17 protein-coding genes are annotated in these 17,519 nt (G+C 61.0%); 11 read left to right on the forward strand and 6 right to left on the reverse strand.

Translation table 11 applies throughout. The features are described from left to right. Positions 1-87 precede the first annotated feature (87 nt). On the reverse strand, positions 88-750 hold the full coding sequence (gene yrfG / locus ACKUG4_RS04305; RefSeq protein ID WP_085647958.1) for a GMP/IMP nucleotidase: 663 nt from the start codon (positions 748-750) through the stop codon (positions 88-90). 88 nt (positions 751-838) lie between these two features. Here yrfG and nudE point away from each other — a divergent pair, with 88 nt between their 5' ends. Both nudE and cysQ read left to right on the forward strand, forming a co-directional pair. Next, positions 839-1,408 (forward strand): ADP compounds hydrolase NudE, encoded by a 570-nt coding sequence (gene nudE / locus ACKUG4_RS04310; protein ID WP_064592763.1) that lies wholly within the window; start codon positions 839-841, stop codon positions 1,406-1,408. A 1-nt stretch (position 1,409) separates the two neighbouring features. Next, on the forward strand, positions 1,410-2,243 hold the full coding sequence (gene cysQ, locus ACKUG4_RS04315) for a 3'(2'),5'-bisphosphate nucleotidase CysQ (protein WP_085648154.1): 834 nt from the start codon (positions 1,410-1,412) through the stop codon (positions 2,241-2,243). Positions 2,244-2,256: 13 nt separating this feature from the next. Here cysQ and ACKUG4_RS04320 read toward each other — a convergent pair whose 3' ends face one another. From ACKUG4_RS04320 to rfbC, 4 genes are all read right to left on the reverse strand, one after another. Then, a complete protein-coding gene (locus tag ACKUG4_RS04320; protein WP_085611190.1) occupies positions 2,257-2,712 on the reverse strand; it encodes a thioesterase domain-containing protein in 456 nt (151 codons plus the stop codon). Positions 2,713-2,752: 40 nt separating this feature from the next. Beyond that, positions 2,753-4,141: a sigma-54-dependent transcriptional regulator gene (locus ACKUG4_RS04325; protein WP_445433523.1), complete on the reverse strand. Its 1,389-nt coding sequence runs from the start codon at positions 4,139-4,141 to the stop codon at positions 2,753-2,755. Beyond that, on the reverse strand, positions 4,138-5,946 hold the full coding sequence (locus ACKUG4_RS04330) for a sensor histidine kinase (protein WP_074689724.1): 1,809 nt from the start codon (positions 5,944-5,946) through the stop codon (positions 4,138-4,140). Before ACKUG4_RS04330 ends, ACKUG4_RS04325 begins: the two co-directional genes overlap by 4 nt. 106 nt (positions 5,947-6,052) lie before the next feature. After that, positions 6,053-6,598: a dTDP-4-dehydrorhamnose 3,5-epimerase gene (gene rfbC / locus ACKUG4_RS04335; RefSeq protein ID WP_221398496.1), complete on the reverse strand. Its 546-nt coding sequence runs from the start codon at positions 6,596-6,598 to the stop codon at positions 6,053-6,055. A 179-nt stretch (positions 6,599-6,777) separates the two neighbouring features. Here rfbC and ACKUG4_RS04340 point away from each other — a divergent pair, with 179 nt between their 5' ends. The 9 genes from ACKUG4_RS04340 (at position 6,778) to ACKUG4_RS04380 (ending at position 16,377) form a co-directional block, all read left to right on the forward strand. Continuing rightward, complete coding sequence (locus ACKUG4_RS04340; protein WP_445433524.1) at positions 6,778-9,690, forward strand: aminotransferase; 2,913 nt, start codon at positions 6,778-6,780, stop codon at positions 9,688-9,690. Between the two features lie 178 nt (positions 9,691-9,868). Continuing rightward, positions 9,869-10,975, forward strand: coding sequence for an agmatine deiminase (gene aguA, locus ACKUG4_RS04345; RefSeq protein ID WP_007952634.1), 1,107 nt, complete (start codon positions 9,869-9,871; stop codon positions 10,973-10,975). Positions 10,976-11,220: 245 nt separating this feature from the next. After that, a complete protein-coding gene (locus tag ACKUG4_RS04350) occupies positions 11,221-11,433 on the forward strand; it encodes a hypothetical protein (protein WP_007952633.1) in 213 nt (70 codons plus the stop codon). Positions 11,434-11,677: 244 nt separating this feature from the next. Beyond that, positions 11,678-12,346 carry a DsbA family protein gene (locus ACKUG4_RS04355; RefSeq protein WP_445433525.1) on the forward strand — a complete coding sequence of 223 codons (669 nt, stop codon included), beginning with the start codon at positions 11,678-11,680 and terminating at the stop codon, positions 12,344-12,346. A 299-nt stretch (positions 12,347-12,645) separates the two neighbouring features. Next, entirely contained in the window at positions 12,646-13,932 is a 1,287-nt protein-coding gene (locus ACKUG4_RS04360; RefSeq protein ID WP_064592776.1) for an OprD family porin, read from the forward strand. 232 nt (positions 13,933-14,164) lie between these two features. Beyond that, positions 14,165-14,911, forward strand: a complete 747-nt coding sequence (locus tag ACKUG4_RS04365; RefSeq protein WP_011331995.1) for a 2OG-Fe dioxygenase family protein — start codon at positions 14,165-14,167, stop codon at positions 14,909-14,911. Between the two features lie 79 nt (positions 14,912-14,990). Next, positions 14,991-15,368, forward strand: a complete 378-nt coding sequence (locus ACKUG4_RS04370; protein ID WP_007952618.1) for a GNAT family N-acetyltransferase — start codon at positions 14,991-14,993, stop codon at positions 15,366-15,368. After that, positions 15,365-16,081, forward strand: coding sequence for an AzlC family ABC transporter permease (locus ACKUG4_RS04375; RefSeq protein ID WP_236188767.1), 717 nt, complete (start codon positions 15,365-15,367; stop codon positions 16,079-16,081). Before ACKUG4_RS04370 ends, ACKUG4_RS04375 begins: the two co-directional genes overlap by 4 nt. Then, positions 16,060-16,377 carry a branched-chain amino acid transport AzlD family protein gene (locus ACKUG4_RS04380; RefSeq protein WP_007952614.1) on the forward strand — a complete coding sequence of 106 codons (318 nt, stop codon included), beginning with the start codon at positions 16,060-16,062 and terminating at the stop codon, positions 16,375-16,377. The genes ACKUG4_RS04375 and ACKUG4_RS04380 overlap by 22 nt, the downstream gene beginning before the upstream one ends. Here the strand turns inward: ACKUG4_RS04380 and ACKUG4_RS04385 are convergent. After that, entirely contained in the window at positions 16,294-17,220 is a 927-nt protein-coding gene (locus ACKUG4_RS04385) for a LysR family transcriptional regulator (RefSeq protein WP_445433526.1), read from the reverse strand. The two genes, ACKUG4_RS04380 and ACKUG4_RS04385, sit on opposite strands and share 84 nt — an antisense overlap. Positions 17,221-17,519: the final 299 nt, after the last annotated feature.

The following is a 17,519-nucleotide window of genomic DNA, read 5'->3' on the forward strand; positions in this document are numbered from 1 at the left end:
ATACCGCTATCGCGAGCAGGCTCGCTCCCACATTGGAATGCATTTCTATTGTGGGAGCGAGCCTGCTCGCGATGGGGACGATGCGGTCTACAGGCCCGCAATCAAATCCCGATAATCCTCGACCGCCGCGAACTCCCCGGTGTCCTTCGGCCCTTTGCGGCTGTCCGGCTCTTTCACGGCCAACAGATGCGCCACGCCGAAATTCCGTGCACTGCGCAGGATCGGCAAGGTGTCGTCGATGAACAGACTACGCGCCGGGTCAAAACCGATGTCGGCCTGCAAGGCGTCCCAGAATTGCGGGTTTTCCTTGGGGAAACCGTAATCGTGGGAGCTGATCAGCCGTTCGAAGTACGGCGCCAGTTCGATGCGTTCCAGTTTCAGCGACAGTGAATCGCGGTGGGCGTTGGTGATCATCACCACGCGTTTGCCGGCTCGCTTGATCGCTTCCAGAAAAGTGTCGGCGTCCGGGCGCAGGGCGATCAGGTGGGCGGTTTCCCGTTTCAGTTCACGCACCGACAGCTTCAGCTCCGCGCTCCAGAAGTCCAGGCAGTACCACTGCAACTGACCGGCGTGGCGCTCGAACAACGGCTGCAATTCCATTTCCGCCATGGCCCGGCTCACGCCATGCAGTTCGGCGTAGCGCTGCGGCAGGTGTTCCAGCCAGAAGTGGTTGTCGAAGTGCAGGTCCAGCAACGTGCCGTCCATGTCGAGCAGAACGGTGTCGATGTCGGACCAGGGTAATGAAGGCATGGCAACGTCTCGAGCGGTAGAAGGATATCCGACGCAAACAATCGGAAAAGCCGCGTTATAGTAGCGCGTTCACGCCAAGGAGCTTTGCATGCGCCAGAAACCCACCGTACTCGCCCGCGAGATCGTCGCCACCAGCCGGCTGTTCTGCGTCGAAGAGCTGAAGCTGCGTTTCTCCAATGGCGTGGAACGCACCTACGAGCGACTGGTCGGCAAGGGCGCCGGCTATGGCGCGGTGATGATCGTGGCAATGCTCGATGCCGAGCACGCGGTGCTGGTCGAAGAATACTGCGGCGGTACCGACGAATATGAACTGTCGCTGCCCAAAGGCCTGATCGAGCCCGGCGAAGATGTGCTGGCTGCCGCCGAACGCGAGCTCAAGGAAGAAGCCGGTTATGGCGCGCGACAGCTGGAGCATCTGACCGAATTGTCGTTGTCCCCCGGTTACATGAGCCAGAAAATCCAGGTGGTGCTGGCCACCGACCTGTACGAAGAGCGTCTCGAAGGCGACGAACCCGAGCCGATGCGTGTAGACAAAGTCAATCTGCGACAGCTGTCGGCACTGGCGCAGAATCCGAATTTCAGTGAGGGCCGCGCCCTGGCGGCGCTGTACCTGACCCGCGATCTGCTGACCCAGCGCGGATTTTTCAGTCATGAGTGAGATATCGATGAATTTTCCCCATCCGTTGATGACGCCGGTGGTTGAACTGGCACTGCGGGCCGGCGAGGCGATCCTGCCGTTCTGGCGTGCCGATGTGGCGGTCACCGCCAAGTCCGATGATTCGCCGGTGACGGCTGCGGACATGGCCGCTCACCACGTGATCGTGGCGGGCCTGACGGCGCTGGACCCGAGCATTCCGGTGCTGTCCGAAGAGGACGCCAACATCCCGCAAAGCGTGCGCGCAGGCTGGCAGCGCTGGTGGCTGGTGGACCCGCTGGATGGCACCAAGGAGTTCATCAGCGGCAGCGAAGAATTCACCGTCAACATTGCGTTGATCGAAAACGGCCGGGTGGTGTTCGGTGTGGTGTCGATGCCGACCACTGGGCGGTTCTACGTCGGCGGTGCGGGACTCGGTGCCTGGCGCGGCGACACGGGCGGCACGCCGGTGGCGATTCAGGTTCGTGACGTACCGGGGCCTGGCGAAGCGTTCACCGTGGTTGCCAGCCGCCGTCATTCGAGTCCGGAGCAGGAACGCTTGCTGGCCGGTTTGAGCGCCAGCCTTGGCGAGTTGCAGCTGGCCAACATCGGCAGTTCGCTGAAATTCTGTCTGCTGGCCGAAGGTGCGGCGGATTGTTACCCGCGACTGGCGCCGACTTCGCAATGGGACACGGCGGCGGCGCAGGGCGTTCTGGAAGGGGCGGGTGGTGAAGTGCTCGACCTGAGTGGCGCAGCGTTCTGTTATCCAGCTCGGGAATCTTTGTTGAACAGTTTCTTCCTGGCGTTGCCGGCGAAAGCCGCATGGCGGGCGAAGCTGCTCGAACTTGCCCGCTCGTAAGCGTGTTCAGTCTTCAGCGGTGCAGGACGTACTGCCCGCTGAACGTCACTGCATCTTCATCGCTCCCGGCATTGACGACCCGCGTGTGCAGCGTCAGTCGCGCCCGCCCGTAGCGCTGATACATCGTCAGAAATTTCTTCCACTGCGCTGCGCTCGGTGACGGGCAAATCGCAATGGCATCACCGGTCACCGGCAGTGGATAACTGATCTGCCCCTCCTGGATCACGATGTGGCCGTCGGTGATGCCTTCTTCCTTCAATCGCAGATGCAGCCAGCCCCAACCGGCCAGCACCGCGCCGCAATACAGGCTGCCGCCGAACATGGTGCTCTTGTGATTGACGTTGGCGTCCAGCGGCAAGTGCAGGCGTAGTTGCTGTTCCTGCCAGTCGAGCACCTTGAGGCCCATGTCCCGGGTCAGCGGGATGTCGTGGTGAAGAACGGATTCCAGATAACGACTGTCGTGCTTCATGCCCGGACCTCTTGCGGCAGAAAAGTGAATTGAGCGTGCTTCATTCGGATTCGTCGGAATGGCCGCCGCTGCCAGCGAAATTCAGCCCGTGCTTGCGCAGTTTGTCGTGCAGGGTCTTGCGCGGAATGCCCAGGGCTTCGGCGAGACTGCGTACGGAACTGTGAGAGCGGGCCAGTTCGGCGGCGATCAGGGATTTCTCGAAATTTTCCACTTGTTCGCTGAGCCCGCCCGCCGTGATTTCGACGGTGATGCCGGGGCTGCCATCGGGCTGCGTGTTGTCCAGGGCCAGCTCCAGGCCGAGGGCAAAGCGCTCTGCCGCGTTCTGCAATTCCCGCACGTTGCCCGGCCATGAATGGCGCAGCAGCAACGCCCGTTGCGCCGGTTGCAGTTCGTGAGGTGGCAGTCCGTGGCGGGCACTGGCTTCGTCGGCGTAATGCTGGAATAGCATCAGCGCGTCCTCGCCCCGTTCACGCAGTGGCGGAATGCGCAGCGGTGCCACGTTGAGGCGGTAATACAGGTCGGCACGGAAGCGTCCCTGATCGGCGGCCTGGCGCAGGTCTTCCTTGGTGGCGGCGATGACGCGGATGTCCAGCGGGATCAACTGATTGCCGCCCAGACGCTCGACCACTCGCTCCTGCAGCATGCGCAGCAGTTTGACCTGCACGTCCATGCTCATGCTTTCGATTTCGTCTAGGAACAGCGTGCCGCCATTGGCGAATTCGAACTTGCCGATCCGGCGCTTTTGCGCGCCGGTGAAGGCGCCGGGCTCATGGCCGAACAGTTCGCTTTCGACCACCGACTCGGCCAGCGCCCCGGCGTTGATCGCCACGAACGGGCCGTTGCGCCGGCTCGACAGGTCATGCAGGGCGCGGGCGACGACTTCCTTGCCGGCACCGGTTTCGCCGAGGATCAAGACATCGGCCTTGGTCGCCGCCAGCGCGCCGATTTGCTCGCGCAGGCGCGACATCGGCGCCGACTGACCGACCAGCCGCGCGCTCAACTCGTTGCGATCACTCAGGGCCATGCGCAGGCTGCGGTTGTCCAGCACCAGACGGCGCAGGGCCAGGGCGCGGCGCACGCTGTCGAGCAGGGCGTCGCTGGCGAAGGGCTTTTCCAGAAAGTCGTAGGCACCGGCGCGCATGGCCTGCACGGCCAGCGGCACATCGCCGTGGCCAGTGATCAGCAGCACCGGCAACTCGGGATCCTGAGCGTGCAACTCGCTCAACAGTTCCAGGCCATCCATGCCGGGCATGCGGATGTCGCTGACCACCACGCCCGGCCAGTCGCGCTCCAGTTGCGCGGCCAGACCCTTGGCCTCGGACAGCGGAAGAATTTTCAGGCCGGCCAGATCCAGAGTCTGGCCAAGGGCCTGACGCAGGTGTGGATCGTCGTCGATCAGCACCACCTGAATGCGGTTGTCGATGGTCATGCGCTTCGATCCTCGGACGGTTGCAGGCTGACCCCGGGCGCGCCGGCGCGCAGCCGCAGGGTGATCAAGGCGCCACCTTGCTTGTGGTTGGCGAACGACAGTTCACCGCCGAAGGCGCGCATCAGGGTTTCGCAAATGGCCAACCCCAGACCCAGACCCTGGGTGCGGGTCTTGGTCGTGTAAAACGGTTCACTGGCACGGCCCAGGGCTTCCATGCAGAAACCCGGGCCATTGTCGCGAATGTACAGATTGACGCCTTCGTCGGTGGATTCGGCACTCAGCCACAATTTGCGCGGCGGGCCTTTTTCAGTCAGAGCGTCGAGGGCGTTGGCCAGCAGGTTGCCCAGCACCTGGCGCAGACGGGTTTCCCCGGCCTCGACCCAAAGGGTGGCGGCCGGCAGGTCGCGGATCAGTTCGACATCCATGCTCCGGCGACGTTTGGCCAGCAAGGCAAGTGCGTCGTCCAGCGCCGGTTGCAGGGCCACGCTTTCCGGGGCGTGGCGGTCGCGGCGGGCGAAGGCGCGCAGGTGGGCGATGATCGATGCCATGCGCCCGGTCAGCTCGCTGATCAGTTTGAGGTTGCCTCGTGCGTCTTCGGTGCGTTCGTGGTCGAGCAGCACTTCGGCGTTTTCGGCGTAGCTGCGGATCGCCGCCAGCGGCTGGTTGAGTTCGTGGCTGATGCTCGCCGACATCGTCCCCAGCGCCGACAGCTTGCCTGCCTGTACCAGATCGTCCTGGGCGCGCACCAGTTCCTGCTGGGCCTGTTCGCGTTCAAGCACTTCCTGTTTCAGGCGGCGGTTGAGGCCTTCGAGATCGCTGGTACGTTCGGCGACCCGTCCTTCGAGTTCCCGCCGGGCCTTGGCTTCGAAGGCGATCCGTTCCAGGTAATGACGACGACGCTGCATCATCAGGCCCAGCAACAGCATCACCACCAGCAAGGTGGCGCCGCCGATCGCCACGACCGTGCGTACCGGTCGGTCGATCAAGGTACGCGGGGCAAGAATGCTCACGCTCCAGCCGGTTTCCGCGATCTCCTGGGTTTGCGGCAACCACGCGGTCGGGCTCAGGTTCAGCGGGCGTGGCTCGCGGGTCGGGTAGGGCTGGATTGCGGTGATCGCCGCGCGCTCGGCATCACTGAGGGTGCGGGTCGCGCGAAAACGCCATTCCGGGCGCGAGGTGAGGATGACCACGCCGTTGTGGTCGGTCACCAGCAGTTGTTCCGGGGTTTTGCCCCACAGGCTTTCGGTGTGGTCGAGGTCAACCTTGATCACCAGCACGCCGATGATTTTTTCGCCGTTGCGCACGGCGGCGGCGAAGAAGTAGCCGCGCTTGGCAGAGGTAGTGCCCAACCCGAAGAAGCGCCCGAGGCGTCCGGCCATGGCTTCGCTGAAGTACGGCCGGAATGAGAAATTACGCCCGACGAAGCTGTCGTGTTTGTCCCAGTTGGACGCCGCGAGCGTCTGGCCGCTGGTGTCCATCAGGTACATGACTTCGGCGCCGGTCTGTGCGGCGATGTTTTTCAACAGGCGGTTGGCGTTGCCCTGGGTCACGCCGTCGTCCGGCGCCCCGAGCACCGCGCGCAGGGCCGGCAGGTCGCCGAGGATTTGCGGCAGCACTTCATAGCGATGCAGCGTGCCCAACAGGTTGGCGACGTAGAGGTCGAGGGTCTGGCGATTCTGACCGGCCAGTTCGCTGCGGTAATAGCGCTCGGCCAGATGTTCCAGCGGCCACAGCAGCGGTGCCAGGCACAGAGCCAGCAGGGCAAGACTGCGCCAGCGGGGGCGACGGGGAAGGGTCGGAGTCATGAGCATCGAGCGCCTGTGGGTACAGGCGCATTATGCCTAGGCTTGCCGGCGCAGTCTGCGCACCCGTGGCCGGGTATGCAGCGGCGCTGAAGATTCACACAGGACTTCAGGAAAAGACGTCGGCGTCCTTGAGGAAGGCGGCCGCCTGATCCTTGGCCGACAATTTTGGCGCTTCGTCGAGTTGCCAGTCGATGCCCAGATCCGGATCGTCCCAGCGAATGCTGCGCTCGGAGGACGGGTTGTAGTAGTTGGTGGTCTTGTAGAGGAATTCGGCGAATTCGCTCAGCACCACGAAGCCGTGGGCGAAACCTTCCGGTACCCACAATTGGCGATGGTTGTCGGCCGACAGGCGCACGGCGACCCACTTGCCGAAATGCGGCGAGCTGCGACGGATATCCACGGCGACATCGAGGACTTCGCCAGCGGTAACGCGAACCAGTTTGCCCTGAGTATTTTCCAACTGGTAATGCAGCCCGCGCAGCACGCCTTTCTGCGAGCGCGAATGGTTGTCCTGCACAAACTGCGTGTCGAGGCCGGTGGCGTCCTGAAAGGCCTTGGCATTGAAACTTTCGTAAAAGAACCCGCGCTCATCACCAAACACCTTGGGTTCGATGATCAGGACACCAGGCAGGTCAGTGGGGATTACATTCATGGGGATATTCCAGTGGCAGGTTTGAATGGCCGACATTCTTGCGCAAAGTGCCGGTGGGTGCGAGTGGCGCTTGCAAATCCGCCCGTCTCGCAACAGATCGGGGGACGGATGGTCGGGGGTTGCTTATCGCCTGAAGCAATGGCGATATAGGCGCCTAATAAAATTTCAGGGGTCGCTCCATGTCGTTCGCCACGTTGATTCATCGCGCCAGTTTGCCCAGCCCTCAGGTTTCGCTGGAGCAGGCACGGCATCTGCTGGCGCAGCATTACGGCTTGAACGGCACGTTGCAGGCCCTGGGCAGCCAGCAGGATCTCAATTACCGGGTCGACAGCGAGCGTGGGCGGTTCGTGCTGAAGATCTGCCGGGGCGATTATTCGCTGGTCGAGCTGCAAGCCCAGCATGCGGGCCTTAAGTACCTGGCCGAGCACGGCGCGGTGAAGGTGCCTCGGGTGATTGCGGCCAGTAACGGTGCTGACCTGCTGACCCTGGACGTCGAGGGCGAATCGGTGCATGTGCGGCTGCTCGATTACATCGAGGGCCAGCCACTGACGGCTCTCGATCATCTTGGCCACGAAGTTGTTGCCGGGTTCGGCCGGCTCTGCGGCGAAATGGATCTGGCCCTGGCCGGGTTCGACCATCCGGGACTCGAGCGCACGCTGCAATGGGACGCGCGCCACGCCAGCGCACTGATCGAGCACCTGCTGCCGGTCATCGAAGACGAACGCCAGCGCGCGCTGATCGCCGAGGCTGCCGAACAGGCCAGACTTCGTTTGCAGCCGCTGGTGGAGAAGCTGCCGGTGCAGGCGATCCACATGGACATCACCGACGACAACGTGGTCTGGCAACGGGATGCCCGGCGGCACTGGCAGTTGCAGGGCGTGATCGATTTTGGCGACCTGATCCGCACCTGGCGCGTCACCGACCTGTCGGTCACCTGCGCCGCGCTGCTGCATCACGCCGCCGGCGATCCGTTGGTGATTCTGCCGGCCGTGCAAGCCTATCACGCGGTCAATCCGCTGCAGCACGAAGAACTGCTGGCGCTGTGGCCGCTGATCGTGGCGCGGGCGGCGGTGCTGGTGCTCAGTGGCGAACAACAGGTCAGCATCGATCCGGGCAACACCTACAGCCGCGACAACCTGACCCACGAATGGGAAATCTTCCGGGTCGCCACCTCGGTGCCGCTGGCATTGATGGAGGCGGCGATTCTTACGGCGGTCGGCCAGACATTGCCGGCCATCGACAGTGAAGGTTTTGCGCCGCTGTTGCCCGATCTGATCGGGCGCGAGTTCGCATTGATCGACCTGGGTGTGTTGAGCGCGCACTTCGAGGCGGGGAACTGGGAGCAGCCTGGCATCGATCAGCGTCTGTTGAACGAGGCCGCTGTCATCCATGGTCTGGCGGCCAGTCGATACGGGCAATATCGGTTGTCGCGCACCCGGCCCGACAGCGCCGATGAGCCAGAGACTTTCCCGCTGCACGTCGAATTGCATGTACCCCAAGGTTCGACGGTGGAGGCGCCGTTCGCTGGCGTACTGCACCTGTCGGCCGACGGCGCACTGCGACTCGACGGCCCGCAACTGAGCCTGCGTCTGTGGGGCGTGAAACCTTCGTTGCACAGCGGCGCTGCACTGGTGAAAGGTCAGGTGCTGGGTTCGGTGGACGGTCCGTTGATCGTGCAATTGATTCGCGGCGCACAGCTTGAGGCGCCGCTGTTCTGCACGCCGAGCCGTGCGGCTGCTTGGCAAGCACTTTCCCCATCACCGGCCGCGCTGCTGGGCCTGGCCTGTGACGCCGAACCCGAGCTGGACGCAGCAACCCTGCTGGCGCGCCGCGACGCCAGTTTCGCCCGTACCCAGAAGCACTATTACGTCGACCCGCCGCGCATCGAGCGCGGCTGGCGCAATCACCTGATCGACATGCAGGGCCGCTCCTACCTCGACATGCTCAACAACGTCGCGGTGCTCGGCCACGGTCACCCGCGCATGGCGGCGGTGGCGAGCCGGCAGTGGTCACTGCTCAACACCAACTCGCGGTTCAACTACGCGGCGGTCGCCGAGTTCTCCGAGCGCTTGCTGAAACTGGCGCCGGAGGGCATGGATCGGGTGTTCCTGGTCAACAGCGGCAGCGAGGCCAACGATCTGGCGATCCGCCTGGCGTGGGCCGCCAGCGGTGGCCGCGACATGATCAGCGTGCTGGAGGCTTATCACGGCTGGACGGTCGGCGCGGACGCGGTCTCGACCTCGATTGCCGATAACCCGCAGGCCCTGAGCAGTCGCCCGGACTGGGTGCATGCGGTCACCGCTCCAAACACCTATCGCGGCGAATTTCGCGGCCCGGATTCGGCGCCGGATTACGTGCGCAGCGTCGAACATCATCTGGCGAAGATTGATGAGCAGAAACGCCAACTGGCCGGGTTCATCTGCGAGCCGGTCTACGGCAATGCGGGCGGGATCTCGCTGCCGCCGGGTTATCTGAAAAAGGTCTATGAATTGGTGCGCGCCCGTGGCGGCGTGTGCATCGCCGATGAGGTGCAGGTCGGTTACGGCCGTATGGGCCATTTCTTCTGGGGTTTCGAAGAGCAAGGCGTGGTGCCGGACATCATCACCATGGCCAAAGGCATGGGCAACGGCCAGCCGCTGGGCGCGGTGATCACCCGCCGGGAAATCGCCGAGGCGCTGGAGGCCGAGGGCTATTTCTTCTCGTCCGCCGGCGGCAGTCCGGTGAGCTGCCAGATCGGCATGGCGGTGCTCGATGTCATGGAAGAAGAAAAGCTCTGGGAAAACGCCCAGGTGGTCGGCGCCCACTTCAAGGCGCGGCTGGAAGCGCTGATCGATCAATATCCGTTGGTCGGCGCAGTGCACGGTTCGGGGTTCTATCTGGGGGTCGAGCTGATCCGCAATCGGGAAACCCTGGAGCCGGCAACCGAGGAAACCACCCTGTTGTGTGATCGCCTGCGCGAGCTGGGGATCTTCATGCAGCCGACCGGCGATTACCTGAACGTTCTGAAGATCAAACCGCCGATGGTCACCTCGCGTCAGAGCGTGGATTTCTTTGTCGACATGCTGGCGAAGGTGCTTGAAGAAGGGCTTTGAAGCGATCGGCAACCTTCAAATATCGATTTGTATCGGTGTTTGAAGTGATTAATTCAGATTGTTTTTTATTATTGGCTTCTAAAGCCGATATTTATCGTTTATAAAGTCGCCATAGTCCGTCGTCTAACCCTGTACGGCGTGTTGAAAACCCTCGACGGTTCCCTGGAGTCTGATCGACATGACCACATTGAAAAGTACACCACGCGCCGATGGCTTCTACATGCCGGCCGAATGGGCACCGCAAACCCAGACCTGGATGATCTGGCCGGAACGTCCGGACAACTGGCGTCTGGGCGGCAAGCCAGCGCAGGCCGCTCACGCCGCCGTGGCCAAGGCCATCGCGCGTTTCGAACCGGTAACCGTGGCGGTGTCCGCCGGCCAGTACGAAAACGCTCGCGCTCGCCTCGACGTGCCGAATATCCGCGTGGTTGAGATGTCCAGCGATGACGCCTGGGTTCGCGACAGCGGCCCGACTTTCGTGATCAACAACAGCGGCGAAGTGCGCGGTGTGAACTGGGATTTCAACGCCTGGGGCGGCTTTGACGGTGGCCTGTATTCGCCGTGGAACCGTGATTCCCAGGTCGGCGGCAAGATCCTCGAAATCGAGCGCAGCCCGCGCTACCGCACCGAAGGCTTTGTGCTCGAAGGCGGCTCGATTCACGTCGACGGCGAAGGCACCCTGATTACCACCGAAGAATGCCTGCTCAACCGCAATCGCAACCCGCACCTGGGCCGCGAAGAAATCGAAGCGGTGCTCAGTGAAAACCTGTCGGTGGACAAGATCATCTGGCTGCCGGATGGCCTGTTCAACGACGAAACCGACGGCCATGTGGATAACTTCTGCTGCTACGTGCGTCCGGGCGAAGTGCTGCTGGCCTGGACTGACGATCCGCAGGATCCGAACTACCCGCGTTGCCAGGCCGCGATGAAAGTGCTGGAAAGCAGCACTGACGCCAAGGGCCGCCCGTTCACGGTGCACAAGATGCCGATTCCGGGGCCGCTGTTTGCCACCGAAGAAGAATGCGCGGGTGTGGACCCGGTGGACGGCACTCAGGAGCGCAACCCGAGCGTGCGCCTGGCCGGTTCCTACGTGAACTTCCTGATCGTCAACGGCGGGATCATCGCGCCAAGCTTCGACGATCCGATGGACGCGCCGGCGCGGGAGATCCTGCAGAATCTGTTTCCGCAACACGAAGTGGTGATGGTGCCGGGCCGCGAACTGTTACTGGGCGGCGGCAATATTCACTGCCTTACCCAACAGCAACCCGCGCCGCACAAAGAGTGAGTGCGGATGTAACAGCTTGAGTTGATTGGGAAATCGACCGGGCAGTCATTTGTTGCCCACGCTTGAAGAGAAACCCGCAGCCCGTCAGGACTGCGGGTTTCTTTATGTCCGCTTGTCGACAATTGCCAGACATTGGCATAGCTCTTGTATCGCTCATGGTGCACTAGGGAGGGGGGAGAACTTCAACAGTTCTGTCATATACCTTGGATAACTTAGCCGCTCATGAACGGGGAGAGAGCGCTGAAATGAACGCCGAAGTGAACGTAATCAGCGAGCGGACGTTGCATCCCATGGCTGTAAATAGTGAGTCGCTCCAGATTGTCGCGCACTGGTTGAAGTCCAATGGAACGCGTCAGATCAGGGAACCTGATCCGCGCCGGATGATGATCGAGCGTTACCCCGCTGGCCTGTTCAGCGAGGCCGAACTGGAAGCACTCTGGGATGTGATGGAAGGATAAGAAGAACAAACAGGGATTGTAAAAAGCGCTGCCGGGATGGCAGCGCTTTTTTTATGGGCGCGATATCAGAAGCTGCAGGTGCCAATGCCCACCAGGTTGTCTGCCTGATCTGGAAGTGGCGGCTGCCGGTCTCGATTTGACCGATTGCCGAAACAGACTGAAAGGCATTCCGGCGTTTTTCCGCAACGACCGAGGGACTAATGTGCCGACATCATTTTTCCCACCTTCCAGCCGGAGTTTTCCGATGACTCTTCATTACATCTACGACCCGCTGTGCGGCTGGTGCTATGGCGCCAAACCGCTGGTGCACGCCGCACAGCAAGTGCTGCCGGTGATCGCCCACGCCGGCGGCATGATGACCGGTGCCAACCGCCAGAACGTTTCACCGCAACTGCGCAATTACGTGATGCCTCATGACCGGCGGATCGCCGAATACACCGGTCAGCCGTTTGGCGAAGCTTATTTCGAAGGCCTGTTGCGCGATCACACCGCGGTGTTTGATTCGGCACCGCCGATTGCCGCTGTGCTGGCAGCGGAGAAAATCGACGGCCGTGGCCTGGAGCTGCTGGGGCGTTTGCAGACGGCGCACTATGTCGAGGGGCGCCGAATTGCCGACGAAAGTGTGCTGTTGGAATACGCGGTCCAGCAGGGTTACGACGCCGCTACTTTCTTGAACGCCAAGCAGTCCGTCGACACCGAGCAACATATGAAGAACAGCCGCGCTCTGTTGGCGAAACTCGGCGGGCAGGGTTTTCCGACTCTCGCACTGGAGCAGGATGGTCAGTTCACATTGGTGGATATCGGCCCGTGGCTCGGTAAACCGCAGGCCTTCGCTCAATGGTTGAGTGAGTCGTTTACGCCTGCGACAGCGGCGCATGCCTTGCCGGTCTGTGGCCTCGACGGGTGTGCGTGACCCGGCATTAAAATCCCTGATTACAGGCGTTTCCCTGCACGAAGCCACCGCAAAATTTACTTTTTTTAGACGTTTTTCGCCTATTTAAAGACGATTCTTGAAATTGACACATTGTTGAGGGCGCGGCTACGATTCGGCCCAACGCCTGTGGCTAACCGCCATGACTCAAAATCAGGAGCAGGCCCGCCATGACATTGTCTTGAGCGGGTCTTTTTGTTTCGGGGTGAATAAAAGAGTGCAATAAGCGCCGTTTCAGCCGTTCGACACAGCGCGTTTCAACCCGTAATAAGGAAAACAAAATGTTGAACAAGCGAATCAGTTTGATCGCACTGGGGATGTTGAGTGCCACTTCGGCCATGGCTAACGACCAGGCCGAGTCCAAGGGTTTTGTTGAAGACAGCAGCCTCAAAGTGCTGCTGCGCAATGCCTACATCAATCGTGACTACAAAGATGGCAACCAGGACAAAGCCGAATGGGGCCAAGCGGCCATCGGTACGTTCTCGTCCGGTTTCACTCAAGGCACCGTGGGTGTGGGTGTGGATGCCTTCGGTCTGTATGCACTGCGCCTGGACGGCGGCAAGGGCCGCAGCGGTGCCGGTGGTATCGACTTCTTCAAACAGGGTGACAGCGGCAACGCGGCTGACGACCTGTCGAAGGGTGGCGCAGCGGTAAAATTCCGTATCTCCAACACCGTACTGACTTACGGTGACCAGATGCCGGCCCTGCCGGTGCTGAGCTACGACAACGTGCGTCTGCTGCCGGAAAGCTACACCGGTACTTTGATCACTTCCAAAGAGATCAAGGGCCTGGAGCTGAACGCCGGCCGCTTCACCGCCGAATCGCGCAAGAGCGCTGAAGGCCGTGACAGCGGTGGTCTGAAGTCGATCAACGTGTTGGGCGGTAGCTACCAGTTCACCGAACAGTTCAAGGCAGCGCTGTACGCTTCCGACGTCGAAGACGTGCTGAAGAAGCAATACGTGAACGCCAACTACGTGTTCCCGATCGACAAGGATCAGTCCCTGACCCTGGACTTCAACGGTTACCGCACCAAGCTGGACAACTCCTACGTCCGCGAAAACGGTGTGACCGGCGACGACAACAAGATCTGGAGCCTGGCAGCGACCTTCGCCACCGGCCCGCACTCGTTCACCGTGGCGCACCAGCGCTCCACCGGCGACAGCAACCTGGGTTACGCCTACGGCGGTTATCAAAAAGGTCAGGGTCGCGTGGGTGACGGTGGCAACACCATCTACCTGGCCAACTCCTACTGGTCCGACTTCAACGCTGAAGACGAGCGCAGCTGGCAGTTGGGCTACGGCCTGGACTTCAGCGCATTCGGCGTACCGGGTCTGAGCTACAACTTCGCGTACGTGCGTGGCGACAACATCACCACGTCCACCAGCGAAGGCGGCACCGAGCGTGAGATCTTCAACCAGTTCAAGTACGTCGTGCAAAGTGGCCCGGCCAAAGACCTGAGCATCAAGCTGCGTAGCTCGATCCTGCGTGTTTCGCAGAAATCCAGCGAATACAACGTCAGCGGCAACGAACTGCGTGTATTCGTGGATTACCCGATCAATATCTTCTGATGATCGGTTGACCCGCAAAACGCGACAGAAAAACCCCGACTGGTTCGGGGTTTTTTTTTGACGCTTTTTGAAAAAACAGCATAAAAACCCGTGTTTTTGTCATTTGAAATGCACTTTCAAGCCGTTTCAAATCGCGTTTCAAACAGGGCTTTAAATGCCTGAAATTCTTTCTCATGGACGCAAATTCTCCACCTAATAGATTAGGCCGCTCAATGCAGCGGAGAATTTGGTAATGATCGTTTTAACCAGAGAAGTGGGCGAATCGCTACGGCGCGACAAGTACGCCAATGTGCAGGGTGCTGACTTCAATCTCTACGGTCATTTCGCCGACTTCGTCAGACTGACCAAAAGTTGGGAAAACATGGAGCCTGACAGTTACTACGGTCAGGCCGAAGCCGGCATGCGTTACCGTCGTTACAGCGACTTTGAGTACAACCCCAAGACTCGCGAACTGAAGCAACTGGAACATCGCGCGTACGTGCAGTCCAAGGCCAACAACAGCTATGTGGGCGGCGTGGTGCGGCACTTCCAGGACTTCTCGGACGAAGTCATCAGCTCGCCGGTGATGCGCAGCCTGATCGACACCGATTTCGAAGTGTACAAAAGCGTGTTGCCGGAAGAGCTGCACGATGAAATCTGGCAGTGCCAGATCCATCAGATCCGCATCGAGATCAAGCCCGGCAAACAACTGGAAATCACTCCGGAAGGGATTCACTGCGACGGTTACCCGTTCAGCGGCGTGCACTTCTGGGGGCGCAATAACGTCGAGGGCGCGGAGAGTCGTCTGTACGACATCCACGAGCAGCAACTGGCGTCGACCACTTACCAGGAAATCCTCGACACCACCTATTTCCTCGACCGTGACATGCGTCACTACGTGACACCGGCACGCAACACTCACTCCCACGCCATGGCGTACCGGCAGATCCTGGCGATTTCCTTCTCGCGGCCCGGGACCGCTTTCGACATTGTTCGCTAATCAGATCACCCCAATCGACGGCGTCGAATGCTCGACGCCGGTGGTGCTGCGGCGCGCGACGGCCAAGGACGCGCAGCGCATGGAGCGTTTCTTCCGCCAGTTCGACGAAGTGTCGTTCTGTGAATGGCAGGACGCCAAATGCCTGCGCGGCGTGTTGATCCAGAAAACCACCACGGCCTATCTCGCCTTCGACGTCGAAGGCGAGATCGTCGGCGCGGTGCTGGGCGGCATGCTCGGCAGTCGTGGCACGATCAACCATCTGGCGGTCAGCCTGCGCTATCGCAGCCAGGGCGTGGGCCAGCGGCTGGTGGAAGCGGCGTCGGCCGACATGAAACGGGTCGGAGTGCTGCGGATGTTCCTGTTCGTCGATGATGCTAACCTCGCGGGCAAGCGTTTCTGGACGGCCCAGGGTTTTTGCGAACCTCACGGCGAGCGGACATTTGAGAGGGATCTATGAATGAAACATCCGGCAGTGCGCCGCTGATGGTCGACCGTCAGCCATCGCGCACCTTTGCCGAAGCCAGCCCGGTGGTCGCTGGTTACTTCACCGTGTCGTTCGTGTTCGGGCTGATGGCGGTCAATGCCGGGCTGCCGCTGTGGCTGCCGGTGGCGATGTGTCTGTTCGTGTATGCCGGGGCTTCGCAGTTTGCGGCGCTGGCGCTGATCAGCAGCGGTGCGTCACTGACCACCATCGTGCTGACCACATTTCTGATCAACGCGCGGCACATGTTGATGTCGGTCTACATGGCGAAAGCCCTGCGGGCACTGGGCCTGAGCCGCATGGAGCGCTGGTGCTATGCCGGCGGGCTGACCGATGAGTCGTTCGCCTTCCACAGCGTCAAACTGGGCACCGGGGCACCGGTGAACGTTCGCTACCTGATCGGCTTCAACCTGTTCTGCCACACCTCCTGGGTGATCGGCGGATTGCTTGGCGCCCTGTGTGCGCAGTACGCCTCGCATCTGATCAAATACCAGCTCGACTATGCGCTGACCGCGATGATGCTCTACGTGCTGGTCTCGCTCTGCAACACCCGCAATAAATTCATCGCCGCTATGGCTGCAGTCGTCTGCATGGGCGCACTGAGCCTGGTGGGCAGCTCGCCATTCAACGTTTTCATCGCCACGTTTGTGGGCTGCGGAGTGGGTGTATGCCTGACCAAACGTTCCTGATCCTGGTGGTCGCGCTGATGATGGCCGTGACCTTCCTGCCACGGGCCTTGCCGCTGCAGGTCAACACCGAGCACTGGCCGCCCTTCGTCGCCCGCGCGCTGGAGTACCTGCCGGTGGCGATCGTCGCTGCGATCAGCCTGACACCCTTGTTGATCAAGGATCAGCACATACAGCTCGATCGCCCGGAATTCTATGCAGCGATTCCGACGCTGTTATGTGCGTATTTCAGCAAAAACCTCTTTCTCAGTGTGGCGGTTGGGACGGCTGCGTACATTGCGCTCGGTTCGTTCATGTAGCGGCAGATCGACCACGTCGTTCAACGCCTGGCCGGACAGATCCGGGTTGTTCACCGCCAGGCGCACTTCGAGGAAATCCTCGAACCCGGGGAAAATCGTCAGGCCGTTTTTCTGCGCGGCCTCGCGGGAGACCATGCCGACCGCGTCCATTTGGGTGATGAGCGACAGGGTCAGCGTTTCGCTGCAGGAATAAATTGTGCGCTGGCTGTTCTCGTGATTGCCCAGCCCGGCGTCGAGAAAACGCAAAAAGCTGTGGGAATACGGACAATCTTCTGCGGGACGCACCTGAAACTTGTTGCCAAGCAAGGTCAGCGGATCGTTCTCCTGACCACAGTGCGCGCCGACCACCTGCACCTGTACGTCAGGCAGGACAATGCTCGGCAGACCCGGACGCTGCGGACCGATCAGCACCGCAAGGTCAAAGTCCTCGTTCTTCAGCTTGCTGAGGTTTTCCATCGACTCGGCGTAGCTGAATTCCATCTGGTAATCAGGAAACACCTCGATCAGGCGCCCGATCAGTCGCCGGTTGAAATCCGGGTCCAGCGTGGTGTTCAACGCCACTTTCAACGTGCGCTGTCCCGGCACCTTCAACGCTTCGACTTTCGCTTCCATCTGCCGCGTGGCGATCAGCACTCTGTCCATATAGGGCGTCAGCTCGGTGCCTTGCGGCGTCAGCGTCAGCCCCTTGTTGGATCGTCTAAACAAGCGGAAACCGAACTGCTCTTCGACCTTGTTCAACTGTGCGGCCAGGGCCTGCACAGTCAGGCACGAATGCTCGGCTGCGGCCGACAACGAGCCGGTCTGCACGATGCGCATGAGGTTGCGTAAGGTTCTGCTATCCATGGGTAATGCCCTCTGAAGTGGGCTGGGTATTGTTGTGTACGTGACGGCCTGAACGGCGCCATTTGCCGGCTATATTCCTGTACCTGAGCATAGTTGTCGCGCAATTAGTAGCGAATTGATGTCCCTGCCGATGGCTGGAGGCTGACACAGGATCGGGTTTTTTGGTGACGTGGGGGTGATTGGGGTCAAAAAAAGTGCCCGAATCGAAGGAGTCGTGCACTTTTTTTGTGCGGTGGGGTTACAGCGGCTGGGACAATTTCGTACAGCCATTTCGCGCTGTTCAGCGTTGATGCCGGAAG

This window comes from Candidatus Pseudomonas auctus, assembly GCF_048654275.1.
Classification (GTDB): domain Bacteria; phylum Pseudomonadota; class Gammaproteobacteria; order Pseudomonadales; family Pseudomonadaceae; genus Aquipseudomonas; species Aquipseudomonas pharyngis.